The following is a 16,118-nucleotide window of genomic DNA, read 5'->3' as shown; positions in this document are numbered from 1 at the left end:
TTAAACTTCCGCTCCGGCAGCCCGTCGCTGCGCCTTGCCCAGCACGCTGACCAGATAGCGCGCGGTAATGAACACGATGACCCACAGCAGCAGCATGTAGGTGCTGCCGCGGGAGTAGTCCAGGTTGATGATCGAGTCCTCGAACGCGCCGATCTGCAGTGTGCGGGTCGCGACACCGGGACCGCCCGCGGTCAGGACGTAGATGTGGTCGAACACCTTGAGGTTGTCCATGAACCGGAAGATGACCGCGACCAGGATGTAGGGCCACAGCATCGGCAGCATCAGTTTGCGGAACATGTAGAACCAGCTGGCACCGTCCACCTCCGACGCCTCGAAGGGCTCCCTGGGCAGCGACCGGATTCCGGCCAGCACCAGGATCGCCACGAACGGGGTGAAGATCCACAGGTCCACCAGGATCACCGACCACAGCGCGTTGGTCGAGGACAACCAGTCGAAGGTATTGCCCAGCCCCAGCACATGGTTGAGGATGCCGAACTGCGGATTGAACATCAGTTTCCAGATCACGCCGGCGATCACCGGGGCAATCATCAGCGGCAGGATCAGCACCTTCTCGAAGATCCTGCCGATGATCGACGACCGGTTGAGCAGCAGGGCCAGCCCGACGCCGATCACGGTTTCGATCACCGTGGCGACCACGGCGAAGATGCCGGTGACCTTGACGCTCTGCCAGAAAACCTGGTCACCGAGAACGGATTTGAAATTCTCGAACCAGACGAAATACGGATCGGGGTTGACCGCCGCGTAGTTGAGGAAGGCGTAGTAGGCACCCACGAAGAACGGGTAGAGGATGCCGATCACGATCACGACCGCCGGGACCGAGAGCAGGTAGGGCCGCAGCTTGCGGCGCCAGGCCGGTACCTGCGGCGGGGACTGCGCGGCCCGCTCGGCGGCCCGCTCGGATGTGTCCCCCGGAGCGTTGGATGTCTGCGTGGTCATATCGCCGGCTCCTAGAGGTTGACCTTGGAGGTGTTGGTCTTGGCCAGGCTGCGCAGCCGGGACGCGGCGTCGTCTCCGCCGTAGATGTCCTGCAACGCCACCGCCCAGTTCTGGGTGGTGTCGAAGAACTTCTTCTGCGGGGTGAACTGGATCTTCGATTCCCCGATCACGGTCTCGAACGCCTCGAGGTAGCCGAACTGGTCGGCCGCGACCCGTTTGAAGGTGTTGTCGAACACCGACTTTCGCACCGGATCCGCGTACGTACCACCCTCGACGGCCTTGCTCATCGAATCCTTGCCAGTGGCCCACTGGATGAACAGCCAGGCCGGCAGCTTGTTGCGGGAGTTGGCGCTCATCGCCCAGCACCATGTCCACAGGTTGGTCTTGTAGTTGCCGTCCGGCCCGGCCGGTCCCGCGTACCAGCCGAGGTTGCCCGCTTCCTTGCTGGCGCCCGGCTTGTTCTTCGGGTATGTGGCGCTGTCGGCGTCGTAGACCATCATCGCGGTCCCGTCACCGAGATCGCCGGTGGCGTTGGGATAGTCGTAGGTGGTCCAGGACGTCGGTCCGGCCTTGTGCTGCATCTCGATCCACTTGCGGGTGAATTCGATGGCCGTGTCGCTGTCCATCTCGGCGATCAGGTCCGAACCGTCGAACGTGTAGTCCACCGCACCCTCGCGGCTGTACTGCGTCATGAAGCCGGGGTGGATGGTCGCCCACGACTTCGACCCGCGGGTCGCGATGCCGTACCGGTTCTCCGAGCGATCGGTGAGATCGACCGCCAGCTGGATGAAATCGTCGAAGTTGTCCGGCAGCCGGGTGATGCCCCTGCGGTCGAAATAGGCCTTGTTGTAGGCGACCACGTTGTTCTCGAAGCCCCACGGGATGGCCAGCTGACCCCCGGTGCCCAACGGGTTGCCGGTCTGGAAATCCCACCGGGTGGAGGTGCGCAGGCCGTCGAAGATGTCCTCGAAGTCGTACTCGTCGCCGGTGGCCGAGGTGTTCTGCAGCCACGGGCCAAGGTCCTCGATCCACCCCGGCGGCCCGTACTGCCAGATGAAGTAGGCACCGAGCATGAACGCGTCGTGTTTGCCGGAGCCGCCGGCGAGCTCGGTGTTGAGCTTGGTGTAGTAGTCCGCTTCCGGTACCAGGTCGACGTTGACCGTGATCCCGGTGAGCTCGGTGAACTCCTTGAGCAGCGGCTGATACGACAGCTGGTAGGGGTGTGGTGTCTGCAGGATGTTGATGGTCGAGCCGGCGGCCTTGCGCCAGTCGAATCCGCCGCCGACCTCCGACGCCCCGTTCGGGGCGCTGCTTCGGCCACCGACGCCGCAGGCCGACAGCACCGGGAGGCTGACCGCCGCGGCCCCGGCCAGACCCATGGCGGCCAACATGTTTCGCCGCGACAGCTGCCGCTGCGGCTGTGAATCTCGCATCATTGCGGTGTCGCCTTCGCTATGCCGGGATCAGGGAGACCTTGACCGATTCCTTCCCACTGGCCACCAGGTCCAGGCCTTTCTGGAATTCGGTGAGGGGCAGTTGGTGGGTGCAGATCCGATCCATCGGCAGGATGCCGGACTCGATCAGCTTGATCGCGGCGGGCCAGCAGTACGGGCCGAGGTGGGCGCCGAGCACATCGAGTTCCTTGTCGTCGCTGATGATGCTCCAGTCCACCGTGGCATCGCTGCCGAACACCCCGTACTCCACGTAGCGGCCGAGCTTGCGCAGCAGATTCAGCCCCTGTGGGACGGCCGACGTGTGGCCGGTGCCCTCCAGGTAGACGTCGGCGCCGTAGCCGTCGGTGAGGCCCTTGACGATCTCCTCCGCATTCTGCTCGGCGATGTTGATGGTCAGATCCGCGCCGCACTGCTCGGCGAGCTTGAGTTTTTCGGGCTCCATGTCCAGCGCGATCACCCGCATCGGGTTCTTGGACTTGGCCCCGGCGACCATGCCGAGACCGATCGGGCCGCACCCGGCAACCACCACGGTGTCCTCGAAGCTGATCTGGGCCCGCTCGACGGCGTGCAGCGCACAGGACAACGGTTCGGCGAATGCCGCGTGGGCCGGCGGCATATCGGCGGACACCTTGTGCACCAGGGCTTCTGCCGGGTACACCATGTAGCTGGCCATCGCGCCGGGGGTGCGCCGCTTGAACCCGTACAGGTCGTGCGGCTGGCACATGTGGTACTGGCCGCGCTTGCAGAACCGGCACTCCCAGCACGGCACGATCTGCTCGGAGACCACCCGGTCACCGACCGCGATGCCCCACCGGGCGGCCGCGTCGTCGTCGAGTTCGATGACGCGCCCGACGAACTCGTGGCCCGGGATGACCATGGTCTCGGCCCAGGCCGGCCGGTTCTCGTCGCCCCAGAACTTCGCCGCGCCGTGGTAGCACTTCAGATCGCTGGCGCAGATACCGACCGCTTCGACGCGGATCAGCGCCTCGCCGGGGCCGCGCTGCGGTACCGCGACCTCCTCGAGCCGGTAGTCGTGCGGGCCGTGACAGACCACTGCCTGCATCTTTTCGGGGATCTGACCGGACATGCGTGCACCTTTCGAACTGTGGTTGCAGTCACACTAACCAACCCATGCACATATGTCCAGAACATCTGTTCAGGAAATATTGACCGAGAACAGATGTTCAGTGCCATACTCGATGGCGTGTCCCGGTCCGCGCAGCCCACGTCCCCGAGCGGTGCCGACGGCCAGGGGGACGCCGAATCCGGTCACTTCCCGGCCTCGCTCCTGTACGCGGCGGCAAAGCTCTATTACCACGAGGACGCCACCCAGGCCGATGTCGCCGGCCAGCTCGGCACCAGCCGGGCCACGGTGAGTCGCCTGCTGTCAGAAGCGAAGCGACGGGGCATCGTCCGGATCGAAGTGGTGCCGCCGGACGAGCTCGGTTCTGGCGATATCGCCGCTCAGCTAACCCGGGCGCTCTCGCTGAACACGGTGTTCCTCAGCCATCCCCTGCCGAATCCCGGCCCGGGGCGAACGCACGTCGACGTCATGGGCGCCGCACTGGCACCGGCGGTGGGCCGGGCCCTCGGCGCGGCCGGACTGCTGCCGGGCGATGTGCTGCTGGTGTCCTCGGGCCGCACCGTGTACGAGGTCGCCCAGTACGACATGGTCGGTCTGCCCGGCGTCCAGGTGGCACCGACGGTCGGCGGCAACGACCAGCCCGAGGAGTGGTACCAGACCAACGAGATCACCCGGCTGGTCGCCAACCGGATCGGCGGCAGGCCCAACTACCTGTTCGCGCCGGCCCTGCCGGGGCCCGATCTGTATCCGTCGCTGATCAACGACCCGAGCATCCAGCGGGTCCTGCACCTGTGGCCGCGCGCACGGTGCGCCCTGATGGGGGTCGGGGCGCCGCCCCTGATGCGTTCCGACATCCCCCGGTTCGTGCCGACCGAGTCCGACTCGCTGCGGTCCGCGGTGGGCGACGTGTGCTCGCGGTTCTTCGACCGGTCCGGGGACGCCGTGGAGTTCGACGGCAGCGAGCAGCTCATCGCGGTGGAACTCGAAGCGCTGCGCCATGTTCCGGTGTCGATCGCGGTGGCGATCGGCAAGGACAAGGTGGAGTCGATCGTCGCGGGCGCGCGCGGCGGATATTTCAACCAGCTGGTCACCGATCCGGCGACGGCCGCCGCCCTCATCGAGTACGCCGAGTCCTCGTAATCCTCGAGTTCGACGAAAACGTCACTCGGCGTGCGGTTTTGCCGCACTTTCGTCGAATTCGACATGTGGGCCGGCCAGCCGGTGCACCTGGTCCCTGGTGGCCGGATACAACTCGCGCCAGGTCGCGTACAGGTCGTCATACAGACCGCGGTAGCGGGTGTCGGGTTTGATCTCCCTGGCGATCTTGGCCCAATCGGTGTCCGCCGGAACCAGACCGACTCCGATCGCGGCCAGCAGGGCATCGCCGTAGCTGGCTCCGATCCCCTGCTCGGGGACCAACTGGGTGCGGCCGGTGATATCGCTGAGCGCCTGCGCCCAGACCGGGCTGCGCAAACCGCCGCCCACCGCGACGGTCCGGTTGCCGGTGTGGGCGTCGTCGAAACGCTCCAGGATCTGGCGGATGCCGAACGAAATCCCTTCGTAGGCAGCCCGGAACAGATGCCCGCGACCGTGCCGCAGGGTCAGCCCGGCGAGGACCCCGCGGGCCTGCGGATCGAAGACCGGGGTGCGCTCCCCCGCCAGATACGGCAACACCAGCAGGCCCTCGCTGCCCGGTGGGACCTGGCGGGCCTCGGCCATCAATTCGTCGAACGGCGCGCCGCCGGTGACCGTCTGCAGCCAGTTGATCAGACTGCCCGCCGTCGACGTCCCCGCGGCCAGGGCCAGCGTGTCGCGTTCGACGCCTGCCGTGGTCCACAGCGCCGGATCGCTGTGGTACTCGGCGATCACCTGGACCAGAAACATCGTCGAGCCGTACATCAGCATCTGATCGCCGGGCCTGCGCACCCCGACCGAGAAGGCTTCGGAGTAGGCGTCGACGGTCCCCGCGGCCACCGGGGTGCCCGCCGGGATCCCGGTGGCCGCCGCGGCCCGCGCCGTGACCGTTCCCACCACATCACTGGGCCAGACCAGCCGCGGCAGCGGAAGGTGGCCACAGATCCGTTGGGCCCAGGGCAGATTCCAACCGAACTCGCGGGTCGCGTAGAGCGGATCGCACTGGCTCGCGGTGTGGTGGTCCATCACGTACTCGCCGGTCAGCTTGGCCGCGATGTAGGAGTTCGACCCGTACCAGCCGGTGGCCCGCTCGAAGACCGCGGGTTCGTGGCGGCGCACCCATTCCAGCTTGGGGCCGACGGCCTGACTGGACAGCAGGGTGCCGGCCCGCTCCAGGATCCGGTCCTCGCCGAACTCGGCGGTCAGCGAATCGATCTCTTCGGATGCCCTGGTGTCGATGCCGTACAGGATGGCCGGGCGCAACGGTCGCAGATCGTCGTCGCACAACACCAGGCAGGGCCCGACTCCACTGACGCACATGCCCGCGAGCACACCGCCGCTCGGCATCCGCGCCATCAGCGCCGCGCCGATCTGGCAAATCTCGCGCCACCAGAGCTGCTCCGCGTCGACCTCGGCCCATCCGGGCCGGGGCAGATCCATCGAGTGCGCGATGGTCTCGGTGGCAATCACCGATCCCGAACCGTCGACGAGGACGCCCTTGGTGCTCCCCGTTCCCATATCGATGCCGAGCAGCAGGTCCACGCCGACCACCCTACGACGTGGCCCCCGGCGTCGGTGTCACCTCGGTGCGGTGCGATCGGGGAACGGGTCGTTGGCAAAGTCGATCTGGGCGGCCGGGTTACTCACCGCGGTCACCACCCCGGTGCCGAACGCCCCGGCCCCGTCGAACAACGTGGCCGCGCCGACCGCCACTCCCTCGGCCGCCCAATGGGAATCGGCCTGCACCCCGATCCACTCGTCCTGCGGCAGCCGGGACAACGCCACGGTGAGGTCGCCGTTGATGTAGCCGACCCCCCTGGTTCCCAGGTTGGTGACCAGGCTGGTGCCCTCGGCGGCCATCGCCGCCCGGACGAACGGCGAGTTCGGCCTGCCCTCCACGACGGTGATGGTGCGGTTCATGAACCGTTTGCGCGACGCGTTCTGGTGATCGGCGATGGCCCCGGTCCATCCGCCGCTGTCGCTGCCGATGTAGGTCCTGCGGTCGTCGTCGAGGTCGGCGGGCGGTGTGAACGGCGTCGCCGCGACCCATTCCGCACCGGGCGGGGCCGCCGACCGCCGGTACTGCACCAGCGTCGCGCGCGCGACCGTCACACCGTCCTGTACCAGTTCGCATTCGGAGTTGCGTACCCGCCTGCCGTCGCGGATCAGCGCCACCTTGGTCGTCGTCGGCACGCCGCGGGCCGCCTTGAACAGGTCGACGGTCAGCCGGGCCGGCAGGAACTCCGGCAGACCGAACGACGTCTCAAGCGCCCGCGCCGCGAGGCCTACCATCGCGGGGCCGTTGAGATGGTCCTCACCCCAGTGGCTCTGGGCGAAGCGGGTCGGCTGGAACCGGTCCGCGTCGGACTGGACGAAATGGGCCGCAACCTCGGTCATCGGCGCATCGTCGCACACCGGCTAACTATTCACATAACTGCAGACAATTCGCCACGATCGTCCGCGATTGCCGGACAATGTGGTGTTCAATGGCCGCCATGAACACCCGTCGCCTGCGGTTGCTGCTGGCCTTGTCGCGGCTGGGCTCGATGCGGGCCGTCGCCGAGGTGAACCACCTGACCACCTCCACGGTCTCCCAGCAGATCGCCGCGCTGGCCAAGGAGGTCGGCACGCAGCTCATCGAGCCGGACGGCAGGCGGGTCCGGCTGACCCCGGCGGGGCTGCGGCTGGCCGATCACGCCGTCACGATCCTTGCCGCCGTCGAGGCCGCCCGGCTCGATCTGGACCCGGAAGCCGAACCGAGCGGCACGGTGCGCGTCGGCGGTTTCGCCACCGGTATCCGGGTGTCGCTGCTCCCGATCATCGCGGAGCTGTCCGAACGCTTCCCCAAGGTCGGGTTCGTCATCAGCGAGTACGAACCCCTCGAAGCATTCGAACTGCTCACCGACGACGAACTCGATCTCGCGCTGAGCTACGACTACAACCTGGCGCCGGCCGCACTCGAACCTGCCCTTGAGACCACCGCGCTGTGGTCGATCCCATGGGGTCTCGGCGTTCCGGCGGACTCCCCGGACGCACCGGCCCGGGTCGCCGACTTCGCCACCACGACGTGGATCGTCAACTCCCGCAACACCGCCGACGAGGACGCCGTGCGCACCATGGCCGCGATGGCCGGCTTCATCCCTCGCATCGCTCATCAGATCGACAGCCTGGACCTGGTCGAGGACCTCATCGCCGGCGGATACGGCGTCGGCCTGCTGCCCCTTGGCCGGCCGACCTGCGGCGCGGTCAAGGTTCGCGAACTGGCCGACGCCACACCGGTTCTGACCGCCTACGCGGTCACCCGCACCGGCCGGTCCACCTGGCCGCCGCTACGGATGGTGCTCGACCGGCTGCGTCCGCCGGCCGGAGCACCCCTGCCGCAGCCCGGGTGGCCACGGCCGGAGGCCGCCTAGGTGTCGTGACCCGAGCTCGACAATGAGCGCGAACACCTTCTGTCACCTTTGGCCTGTCACCTTTGGCGCTGGCCGCGGCTTTCAGGCTGCGCCTGGGCGCGATCGTAGGATTCGCGCGCCTCATTGACTCGCCACAGGTTGTCGTCGCCCCATTTGACGAGCTGGCCGAACACAGTGGTCAAACTCAAACCCAGAGGGCTGATTGCGTACTCCACGCGGGGCGGAATCCCGGGGTAGAACGTGCGCGTCACCAGCCCGTCGCGCTCGAGCTGGCGCAGTCGTTGCGTCAAAACTTTGGGCGTGATGGCCGGTATCAGCGTTTCAAGCTCGCCGAAACGTTGCTGACCCGACTCGGTCAACGTCCACAAGATAGCGGCAGTCCATTTGCTGAACAACACCTCTACCACCGGGCTGATCGGACAGATGTGATCAGCGAGCACGGCCTCTTGCCGCACCGACGGTATGCCATCAGAAAAGGTGATGCGTGTCACGATCAGCGTACTTTCCTCTAGGTACCTACTGTCACAACGATAGTAGCTTTGCGTTCGGTCGCGGGACGAACTCAACGAAGAAGTCCCCGCAGACCACCGTCCAGACAACGTCAAAATCATTGTCAGCCAACCTTTCAGGAGGTCCGTATGGGCACGCTTCTACACCTCGATTCGGCCGTGTTCAGCGGCGAGGCATCTTCCTCACGCTCCGCTACCCAGGCGTTCGTGGACGCATGGCGGCAACAGCACCCAGAAGGCAAAGTGCTGTACCGAGATCTCGACGCCGATCCGGTTCCCCACATCAGTGCCGACGCATACATGGCCGCAGTAATTCCAGCCGAGCAGCGCAGCGAATCTCAGGCCATCAACCACGCTGCACGTGAAGCGCTGATCGCCGAGCTGGAGAGTGCCGACGCCGTGGTGATCGGCGCTCCGATGTACAACTTCGGAATTCCGTCGACTCTGAAGACCTGGATCGACAACGTCATTCTGATAGGCCGCACGTCCAGCACCACCGAGTCGAAGATCCTCGGTACGCCGGTCACCGTCATTGCCAGCCGCGGTGGCTCCTATGCCCCGGGCACTCCCAACGAATCCCATGAATACGTCATCAACTATCTGGAATCTGCCCTCGGATCGCTACTGGGGATGCAGCCCCGCTTCATAGTGATCGAGCTGACTTTGGCCCACGTCCTTCCCGGTCTTGACCACCTCATCCCGGTGGGCGAGCAGTCCCGCAACCAGGGGCTCAGCGACGCTCAGGCCGCAGGTTCGGACCTGGCTCGCCGCCTCTCCGCCTGAACACCGGCGCCGCCACCGGCAACCGCGTCGTACGAGCGCTCCACCATAACAGCGTAAACCTCCGACCAGCCTGCGCATCGGTGCTGCCAGGTGGTCATTCAATCCAACGTAAGTTCCTGGAAAACAGAAGGATGGCAGATCGTGGCAAAGATTGTGACCGAAAGCGACCGGCACTGGCGTACCGACGCCGAGGGCTATGACGAGTGTGACCTGTGGAACGGTGCGGACACCTACAGCGAGCTCATCAGAATGGACGTCGGCTATTCGTTCGAGAAGCATATCCACAGGAGCGACGTACGCATTTTCGTTGTGGCGGGCGTCATCGAACTGAACGTCAATGGCAAGTCGAACCTGTTGAAAGCCAACGATTTCTACGTCGTGGAAGCAGGAGATCAACACACCGAGACCGCGGTCGAAGATAAGACAGTAATCCTCGTCAACGCAGGTGAGAGTCGCGATTCGTTGTTCCCGCTGAACTTCGTCTAGAAGAATCCGCTGTCGGGTAAGGCCGCCCCGTTCACCGCGATATCTCCCAGCACCCGCGCCTTGTAGACGGTCGGGTTGTGCGAGAACAGGGTTCGCAGATTTCGCCAGTGCCGGTCGAGGTGGGCCGTGGCGCGGATCGACGACGCTCCCCCGACGTCGAAGATCCGTCCCGCCGCCCGCAGCGCCGGCTCCTCGATGGCGACCTTGACGCGTGCGGCCGCGATCGACGCCCGGTCCTCCAGGCCGGGGTCGATCCCCGCTACCCTGGCCTGCCCCAACGCCTTGGACAGCTCGTCGGCCGCGCCGTGCACCAATGTCGTTGCGGCGTAGGCCACCGCGTCAATCTCGCCAACCACCTGCAACAGCTGCGGGTCGGTGGTCGGGCTCGCGCCGGTGGCGAAGGTGTAGGTGCGGTGCCTGCCCCGCACCAGCGCGGCGGCGTCGGCCGCCAGGGCGCGCAGGATTCCGGCCGCGACGGCGTGCAGGTACAACTGCACGAGCGCACCGCGGGCCCGGTCGATCCCGACCCTGGTACCCAGCCCGAACAGTTCGTCGGCGTGCACCGCGACGTCGTTCAGCAGGGTGGTGCCGCTGCCGGTGTGGCGCTGGCCGATGCCGTCCCAGTCGTCGGCATGGACCACCCCGTCACGGTCGGCCGGGATGACCGCCGCGACCGGGGCGCCGTCCTCACCCTGCGCGCTGACCCGCAGATAGTCGGAGAACTGGGCGCCGGTGCTGTAGAACTTCCGCCCGCGCAGGACCAGTCCCGAGTCGGTGCGCAGCAGTTGGGTGTCGTAGGTCTGCCCGCCGACCGCGCGGGTGCTCTGCTCGGAGGTGACGCCCCCGATCAGCCCGCCCCGCGCGATCACCTCGATCCACCGGTCGCTGCCCGGCCGCTGCGGAACCCGCTGCAGCTCCTCGACCACCGAATAGTGCACCCGCAGAATGTGGGCCAGGTCCGGATCGGCCTCGGCCAGCGCGATCACGAAATCGAAGAACTCCGCCGTCGAATACCCGCGGCCACCGCGTTCGGCGGCCAGGCGCACCGCACCCAACCGGTGCGTGCGCACCAGTTCCACGCCGAGCGTCGGCGGTTCGTGGCCGCCCTCGTCGAGCCTGCGGCGGTAGTCGGCACCGATCTCGGCCAGCACATCCCGGTCGGAGGCCGAACTCGTTGGGGCCACCGTGGCCTCGGCTGCTACGGACATATCGGTCAATCCTTTCCGATCGGTTCATCGCCGATCCAGGTGTTGTAGAACCAGGGCACCGAGTTCGCCGCGTTGGCGAACCCACGCACCCGCGGTGCGACGGCGAAGATCTGGGTGTCTTCGAGCAACGGCACCGAGTACGCGTTGTCGATCACGTAGTCGTTGTATTCGCGCAGCAGCGCCAGCCTGCGCGCCGGATCGGTCGCGCCGATCTGCGCCTCGAGCAGCCGGTCGATGTTGGGGTCGCTGCCCTTGAGGGCGTACAGGTCGCCGTACTCGCTGCCGTAGTTCTGCCAGAGCCGCACCGGGTCGGCCGTGGGCCATCCGTTGCGGCGCAACCCGACCGAGTCCTCGATGCTGGCCGTGGGGTAGTTGGCAAAGTCGGTCTGGCGGATCACCAGTCGAATGCCGATCCGCCGGAGCTGCCGCTGGATCAGCTCATACATCGGTTTGGCGGTGTGGTCGTAGACGTCGACGTAGATCTTGGCTGAGAGCTGCCTGCCGTCCTTGACCCGGTAACCCGCGTCGTTGACCTGACTCCACCCCGAGGCCCGCAGCAGGCGGATCGCCTCTTCGGGGTCGTAGCGGACGGCGTCGCTGCGGTCGGAGTAGCCGGGGAAGTTCTTGGTGACGATGTTCTGGGCGGGCTGCCAGTTGTCGGTGTAGAGGGTCCGCAGGATCTCGTCGCGGTCGATACCGAACCCGATCGCCTTGCGCACATTGATATCCCGCATGAAGGGCGCGGTTTGGCGGATGTCGAGGGTGTTGGCCAGACCGGGGGTGCGCAGGCCTCGGACGTCGAAGCCCTCGCGGGTCAGCAGACGTTCGTCGGGAGGCTGGGCGTAGCGGATCGCATCGGCCTGCCCGGCGCGCAGCGCACCGACCCGGACGCTGTCCTCGGTCACCGGGATGACGGTGACGGTGTCGAGGTAGGCCTCGCCCTGATGGGGCGCGGTGGCCGGTGCCCAGCCGTAGCCGCGACGCTTGGCCAACACGATCTTCTTGTCCGGGATCTCCGACTCGGCGTAGAACGGTCCCGACCCGATCAGGTTGGTGACCACCGACTGCTCCTCCTTGGTGGCGTCGATGGTGGCGTCGGCGACCAGCCCCGAGGTGTTCAGCGACAGCACCGCGATGAACGGCGCGTACGGTTCGGCGAGCGTGACCCGTACAGTGCGTGAGGCGTTGTCGGCCGTGACCGACTCGACGTCGGGGAAATAGGTGTTGCGGGTAATGCCCTTGGGTTTGTCGCCGTTGGCCTCCCACAGCAGATTCCGCCGCACCGATTCCGCATCCAGCCGCTGACCGTTGCTGTAGGTCACGCCGTCGCGGATGGTGAACTCATACACCCGCTTGGCGGCGTCGACCGTCCACCGGTCGGCGATCCACGGGACGAAGTCGAACGTCTTGGGGTCCTGGTACACCAGCCGGTCCAGCATCTGGTCCTTCAGCAGGCTGTTCTGCCAGTAGCCGACCTGAATCTGCAGTGACGCCGGGGCTTCGGCGTCCAGGTAGGTCAGGTGTCCGCCGCGGGTTCCGGCCGCCCGGTGCTCCTCGCGGTCCCCCGCGCCCGACCCGCATCCGGCGCCGGCCGCCACGACGAGTCCGGCCAGCAGCAGCGCGGCGCAGGCCCGCCGGCCACTCACGCCGCGGCCCGAGCCGATGCGCCGGGTACGGCGTCGAGCAGGCGCCGCGTGTAGTCGGCCTCGGGAGCGGCGAAAACGCCTTCCGCAGGCCCGGATTCGACCAGCCGTCCGCGTTCCAGGACGCTCACCCGGTCGGCGATCTGACGGACCAGGCTCAGGTCGTGGGAGATGAACAGGTAGGTCAGCGACAACTGCCGCTGCAGTTCCATCAGCAGGTCGATCACCTGCGCCTGCACCGTGACGTCGAGGGCCGAGGTGGGTTCGTCGAGGACCAGGATGGGCGATTCCAGCACCAGGGCCCTGGCCAGCACGACCCGCTGGCGCTGGCCGCCGGAGATCTCCCCCGGTCTGCGGTCCGCCAGCGCCTGCGGCAGGCCGACCCGGTCCAACGCGCCGAGCACGGCGCGGGCCTGATCGGCGCGTGAGCCGATCCGGTTGATCCGCAACGGTTCGGCGATCGCATCCCGCACGCTGAACCGCGGATCGAGCGCGGCGAGCGGGTTCTGGTGTACCAGCTGCAGGATGCGGGCCTGCGCCCGCTGCTGCGGCGGGCCGAAGACGCTGCCGGGCTCGCGGAGCAACCCACCGACCCGGATCTGCCCGGCGTCGAAACCGGTCAGGCCGGCCAGCACCCGCGCCGCGGTGGTCTTACCCGATCCCGACTCCCCCACCAGCGCATGGATCGATCCCGGGGCCACCTCGAACGACACCCCGTCCAGTGCCGTGCCCGCATCGAAACTCTTGGTCAACCCGACCGCCTGCAGGATCGGGGAACCCGCGCTCACCGGTCCCCTTTGGTACTTGTCGGGCGCGAGCGCCGGGGCGTCGGCGATCAGCCGGCGGGTGTACTCATCCTGCGGACTCCCCAACACCGTTGCGGTCGCACCCGATTCGCGCAGGGTGCCGTCGCGCAGCACGATCACATCGTCGCTGTGGTGTTCGGCCAGCGCCAGATCGTGGGTGATGAACACGACGCCCAGATCGCGTTCGGCCCGCAGCTCATCGAGCAACTCCAGGATCCGTTGCTGCACCGTCACGTCCAGCGCCGAGGTGGGTTCGTCGGCGATCAGCAGCTTCGGGTTGCCCGCGACCGCGATGGCGATCAGTACCCTCTGCAGCTGCCCACCGGACAACTGGTGCGGATAGTCGTCGGCGCGGCGCCGGGATTCGGCTATCCCGACCCGGTCCAGCAGCTCGACGGCCCGTGCCCGCGCCTCCCGCCGGCCCGCCACACCGTGCACGGTCAGCACCTCGGCGATCTGATGTCCGATCTTTTTGAGCGGATCCAGCGAACCCAGCGGGTCCTGGGGTACGAATCCGACCGTGCTGCCCCGCAGCCGGCGCCATTCCCGCTGCGAGAGATGGGTGACCGGCGTGCCGTCGATGCCGATCCGGCCCGCCGTCACCCGTCCGTTGCGGGGCAGCAGCCCCTGGACCGCCCTGGCGATGGTGGACTTGCCCGAACCCGACTGGCCGACCACGGCGAGGACCTGCCCTGGCTCGACGGCGAATGTGACGTCGCGGACCACCGGTCCGCCGTCGCCGGGGCGCGAGGTGTACTCGACGGTCAGTCCGGAAACCGACAGCAGGGGTGACGGGCTCATATCAGCCGACCTTCTTTCTGGCGAGATGGGCGAGCCTGGACAGGCTCATCACGGTGAGAACGATTGCCAGGGACGGAAACAGCACCAGGTGCGGGGCCGAGTTGATGTAGTTGCGCCCCTCCGAGATCAGCAGGCCCCATTCCGGGTCGGGTGGCTGGGCGCCGTAACCGAGGAAACTCAGCGATGCGATCGCCAGGATCGCCGTCCCGAACTGCAGCGCGGCCAGGGACAGGACCGAGGAGTACGAGTTGGGCAGGACGTGGCGGAACAACAATGTGAGATGGCCGGCCCCGAGGTGCTCGCTGGCCTCGACGAACGGCAGATGACGGGTCGCCAGCACCTCCGAGCGGGCCAGGCGCGCGAACACCGCGATGGACGAGATCCCCACCGCGATCGCCGCGTTCACGGTGCCGAAGCCGAGCGCGACGATGATCGTGATGGACAGCAGCAGGGTCGGAATCGACAGCAGCACATCCACGATGCGGCTGATCAAGCTGTCGGTCACCCGACCGAAGTAGGCGGCCAGCAGGCCGAGGGCGGTGCCGGCCAGCAGCCCGATGACCACCGCGATGAACGACCCCGCGATGGTGGCACCGGTGCCTGCCACCACCCGGCTCAGCAGGTCACGGCCGATGTAGTCGGTGCCGAACGGATGGGTCGCGCTCGGCCCGGCGAGCGGGTTGCCCGGATCCTCCTGCAGTGGGTCGTAGGGCGCGATGGCGCCGGGGGCGGCGATCATCACCGCGACCAGGGCCAGCATGAGCAGGGGCGGGAAATCCCACACCCCGAGCGTGATTCGGGAACCGAGGCGCGCCACGCGCATCCTGGGCAGGGCGTCCGCGACGGTCATGCCGGCACCGCCTCGGCGTTACGCCCGCCGCGCGGCCGCGGTGGCGCCACCGCGTCAGCGACCCGGCCGATCCGGGGGTCGATCAGCGGGTAGAGCACATCGACCGCCAGGTTGATCAGCACGAAGGTGCCCGACACGGTGATCACCACGGCCTGGATGATCGGGGTGTCCTGATTCCGGACCGCCGTCTCGGTCAGGTATCCGATGCCGGTCCGGTTGAAGATCGTCTCGGTGATGACCGAGCCGGCCAGGAGTTCACCGACGGTGATGGCGATGATCGTCACCGTCGGGATGGACCCGTTCTTCAGCAGATGACCGAATATCACCCGCTCGCTGCCGAGTCCCTTGGCCCGCAGCACCTCCACATACGGCTGTCCGGCCGCATTGCTCAGGCCCTGGATCAACACCTGCGCGATCGGCGCCGCAACCGGCACGGCCAGCGGGACCGCCGCCAGCAGGGTCGAAAGGAACCCTTCGTCCTCGACCGCGGACACCCAGCCCAGGCTGAAGGAGAAGACCTGCAGCGCAACAAGTCCGGTCACGAACACCGGAACCGACAGGAACGCGGGCGGCAGCGAGCGGGCGATCTCGCGCACCGTCGCCCTCGGCGCGAACACCGCCGTCAGGGCGATGGCCAGCCCGAGGGTGGCCGCGAGCACGAACGCCACCCCGGCCAGCGCCAAGGTGGACGGTAAGGCATGGCCGAGCAGACGTGACACCGATTGACCGCTGTTGAGCGAGTAGCCGAGGTCGCCGGCGAACAACCGCTGTACCGAGACCCCGAACTGCACCACCGCCGGGTCGCTGAGCCGGTAGTAATCGCGCAGCGCCTGGGCGTCCTGGTCCGAGATCGGGTTCTCCGGATTGGATATCTGCTGTTCGATCGGGTCGCCCGGCAGCACGTTGAGAACGAAAAATACTGCGGTATAGGCCAGGACGATCACGATGACCGACTGGCCGACCCGCCGCAGCACGAATGTCAGCACCCCG

15 protein-coding genes are annotated in these 16,118 nt (G+C 67.2%); 4 read left to right on the top strand and 11 right to left on the bottom strand.

Annotation, left to right across the window (positions count from 1 at the left end; all coding sequences use genetic code 11):
- Genes ACWDTP_RS05275 through eltD form a run of 3 tightly spaced genes read right to left on the bottom strand, consistent with a single transcriptional unit; the run spans position 1 to position 3,498 of the window.
- Complete coding sequence (locus ACWDTP_RS05275; RefSeq protein WP_450017275.1) at positions 1-957, bottom strand: carbohydrate ABC transporter permease; 957 nt, start codon at positions 955-957, stop codon at positions 1-3.
- A gap of 11 nt (positions 958-968) precedes the next feature.
- On the bottom strand, positions 969-2,393 hold the full coding sequence (locus ACWDTP_RS05270) for an extracellular solute-binding protein (protein ID WP_450017273.1): 1,425 nt from the start codon (positions 2,391-2,393) through the stop codon (positions 969-971).
- A 16-nt stretch (positions 2,394-2,409) separates the two neighbouring features.
- On the bottom strand, positions 2,410-3,498 hold the full coding sequence (eltD, locus tag ACWDTP_RS05265) for an erythritol/L-threitol dehyrogenase (RefSeq protein WP_450017271.1): 1,089 nt from the start codon (positions 3,496-3,498) through the stop codon (positions 2,410-2,412).
- Positions 3,499-3,615: 117 nt separating this feature from the next.
- Between eltD and ACWDTP_RS05260 the strand changes: the two genes are divergently transcribed.
- A complete protein-coding gene (locus tag ACWDTP_RS05260) occupies positions 3,616-4,635 on the top strand; it encodes a sugar-binding transcriptional regulator (protein WP_450017269.1) in 1,020 nt (339 codons plus the stop codon).
- 21 nt (positions 4,636-4,656) lie between these two features.
- Here ACWDTP_RS05260 and ACWDTP_RS05255 read toward each other — a convergent pair whose 3' ends face one another.
- Positions 4,657-6,171 (bottom strand): FGGY-family carbohydrate kinase, encoded by a 1,515-nt coding sequence (locus tag ACWDTP_RS05255; RefSeq protein ID WP_450017267.1) that lies wholly within the window; start codon positions 6,169-6,171, stop codon positions 4,657-4,659.
- A 36-nt stretch (positions 6,172-6,207) separates the two neighbouring features.
- On the bottom strand, positions 6,208-7,026 hold the full coding sequence (locus ACWDTP_RS05250) for an acyl-CoA thioesterase domain-containing protein (RefSeq protein WP_450017266.1): 819 nt from the start codon (positions 7,024-7,026) through the stop codon (positions 6,208-6,210).
- A 98-nt stretch (positions 7,027-7,124) separates the two neighbouring features.
- Here ACWDTP_RS05250 and ACWDTP_RS05245 point away from each other — a divergent pair, with 98 nt between their 5' ends.
- Positions 7,125-8,042, top strand: coding sequence for a LysR family transcriptional regulator (locus ACWDTP_RS05245; protein ID WP_450017264.1), 918 nt, complete (start codon positions 7,125-7,127; stop codon positions 8,040-8,042).
- 56 nt (positions 8,043-8,098) lie between these two features.
- On the opposite strand, the gene ACWDTP_RS05240 is transcribed toward ACWDTP_RS05245, so the two are convergent.
- Positions 8,099-8,533: a winged helix-turn-helix transcriptional regulator gene (locus ACWDTP_RS05240; RefSeq protein WP_450017262.1), complete on the bottom strand. Its 435-nt coding sequence runs from the start codon at positions 8,531-8,533 to the stop codon at positions 8,099-8,101.
- Positions 8,534-8,680: 147 nt separating this feature from the next.
- Here ACWDTP_RS05240 and ACWDTP_RS05235 point away from each other — a divergent pair, with 147 nt between their 5' ends.
- Together ACWDTP_RS05235 and ACWDTP_RS05230 are read left to right on the top strand one after the other, a co-directional pair.
- Positions 8,681-9,334: an FMN-dependent NADH-azoreductase gene (locus ACWDTP_RS05235; RefSeq protein ID WP_450017260.1), complete on the top strand. Its 654-nt coding sequence runs from the start codon at positions 8,681-8,683 to the stop codon at positions 9,332-9,334.
- A 141-nt stretch (positions 9,335-9,475) separates the two neighbouring features.
- Complete coding sequence (locus tag ACWDTP_RS05230; protein WP_450017258.1) at positions 9,476-9,820, top strand: cupin domain-containing protein; 345 nt, start codon at positions 9,476-9,478, stop codon at positions 9,818-9,820.
- Here ACWDTP_RS05230 and ACWDTP_RS05225 read toward each other — a convergent pair.
- The 5 genes from ACWDTP_RS05225 to ACWDTP_RS05205 are packed head-to-tail and all read right to left on the bottom strand — an operon-like array spanning position 9,817 to position 16,114.
- The gene (locus ACWDTP_RS05225) at positions 9,817-11,028 is read right to left on the bottom strand and encodes an acyl-CoA dehydrogenase (RefSeq protein WP_450017256.1); all 1,212 of its coding nucleotides are present in this window, start codon (positions 11,026-11,028) and stop codon (positions 9,817-9,819) included. The genes ACWDTP_RS05230 and ACWDTP_RS05225 overlap by 4 nt on opposite strands.
- Positions 11,029-11,033: 5 nt before the next feature.
- Positions 11,034-12,674, bottom strand: coding sequence for an ABC transporter substrate-binding protein (locus tag ACWDTP_RS05220; RefSeq protein WP_450017254.1), 1,641 nt, complete (start codon positions 12,672-12,674; stop codon positions 11,034-11,036).
- The gene (locus ACWDTP_RS05215; RefSeq protein WP_450017252.1) at positions 12,671-14,278 is read right to left on the bottom strand and encodes a dipeptide ABC transporter ATP-binding protein; all 1,608 of its coding nucleotides are present in this window, start codon (positions 14,276-14,278) and stop codon (positions 12,671-12,673) included. The genes ACWDTP_RS05220 and ACWDTP_RS05215 overlap by 4 nt, the downstream gene beginning before the upstream one ends.
- A 1-nt stretch (position 14,279) precedes the next feature.
- The gene (locus ACWDTP_RS05210; RefSeq protein ID WP_450017250.1) at positions 14,280-15,128 is read right to left on the bottom strand and encodes an ABC transporter permease; all 849 of its coding nucleotides are present in this window, start codon (positions 15,126-15,128) and stop codon (positions 14,280-14,282) included.
- On the bottom strand, positions 15,125-16,114 hold the full coding sequence (locus tag ACWDTP_RS05205; protein ID WP_450017248.1) for an ABC transporter permease: 990 nt from the start codon (positions 16,112-16,114) through the stop codon (positions 15,125-15,127). The genes ACWDTP_RS05210 and ACWDTP_RS05205 overlap by 4 nt, the downstream gene beginning before the upstream one ends.
- Between the last annotated feature and the right edge of the window lie 4 nt (positions 16,115-16,118).

This window comes from Mycobacterium sp. NPDC003449, assembly GCF_053588415.1.
Note: the sequence above shows the minus strand (reverse complement) of the source record. Positions and strands in the feature narration are given on the sequence as shown.

Coding starts and splice junctions, on each gene's coding strand:
- ACWDTP_RS05275 (WP_450017275.1), bottom strand. CDS start 957: ATGACCACGCAGACATCCAACGCTCCGGGGGACACATCCGAGCGGGCC.
- ACWDTP_RS05270 (WP_450017273.1), bottom strand. CDS start 2,393: ATGATGCGAGATTCACAGCCGCAGCGGCAGCTGTCGCGGCGAAACATG.
- eltD (WP_450017271.1), bottom strand. CDS start 3,498: ATGTCCGGTCAGATCCCCGAAAAGATGCAGGCAGTGGTCTGTCACGGC.
- ACWDTP_RS05250 (WP_450017266.1), bottom strand. CDS start 7,026: ATGACCGAGGTTGCGGCCCATTTCGTCCAGTCCGACGCGGACCGGTTC.
- ACWDTP_RS05245 (WP_450017264.1), top strand. CDS start 7,125: ATGAACACCCGTCGCCTGCGGTTGCTGCTGGCCTTGTCGCGGCTGGGC.
- ACWDTP_RS05235 (WP_450017260.1), top strand. CDS start 8,681: ATGGGCACGCTTCTACACCTCGATTCGGCCGTGTTCAGCGGCGAGGCA.
- ACWDTP_RS05225 (WP_450017256.1), bottom strand. CDS start 11,028: ATGTCCGTAGCAGCCGAGGCCACGGTGGCCCCAACGAGTTCGGCCTCC.
- ACWDTP_RS05215 (WP_450017252.1), bottom strand. CDS start 14,278: ATGAGCCCGTCACCCCTGCTGTCGGTTTCCGGACTGACCGTCGAGTAC.
- ACWDTP_RS05210 (WP_450017250.1), bottom strand. CDS start 15,128: ATGACCGTCGCGGACGCCCTGCCCAGGATGCGCGTGGCGCGCCTCGGT.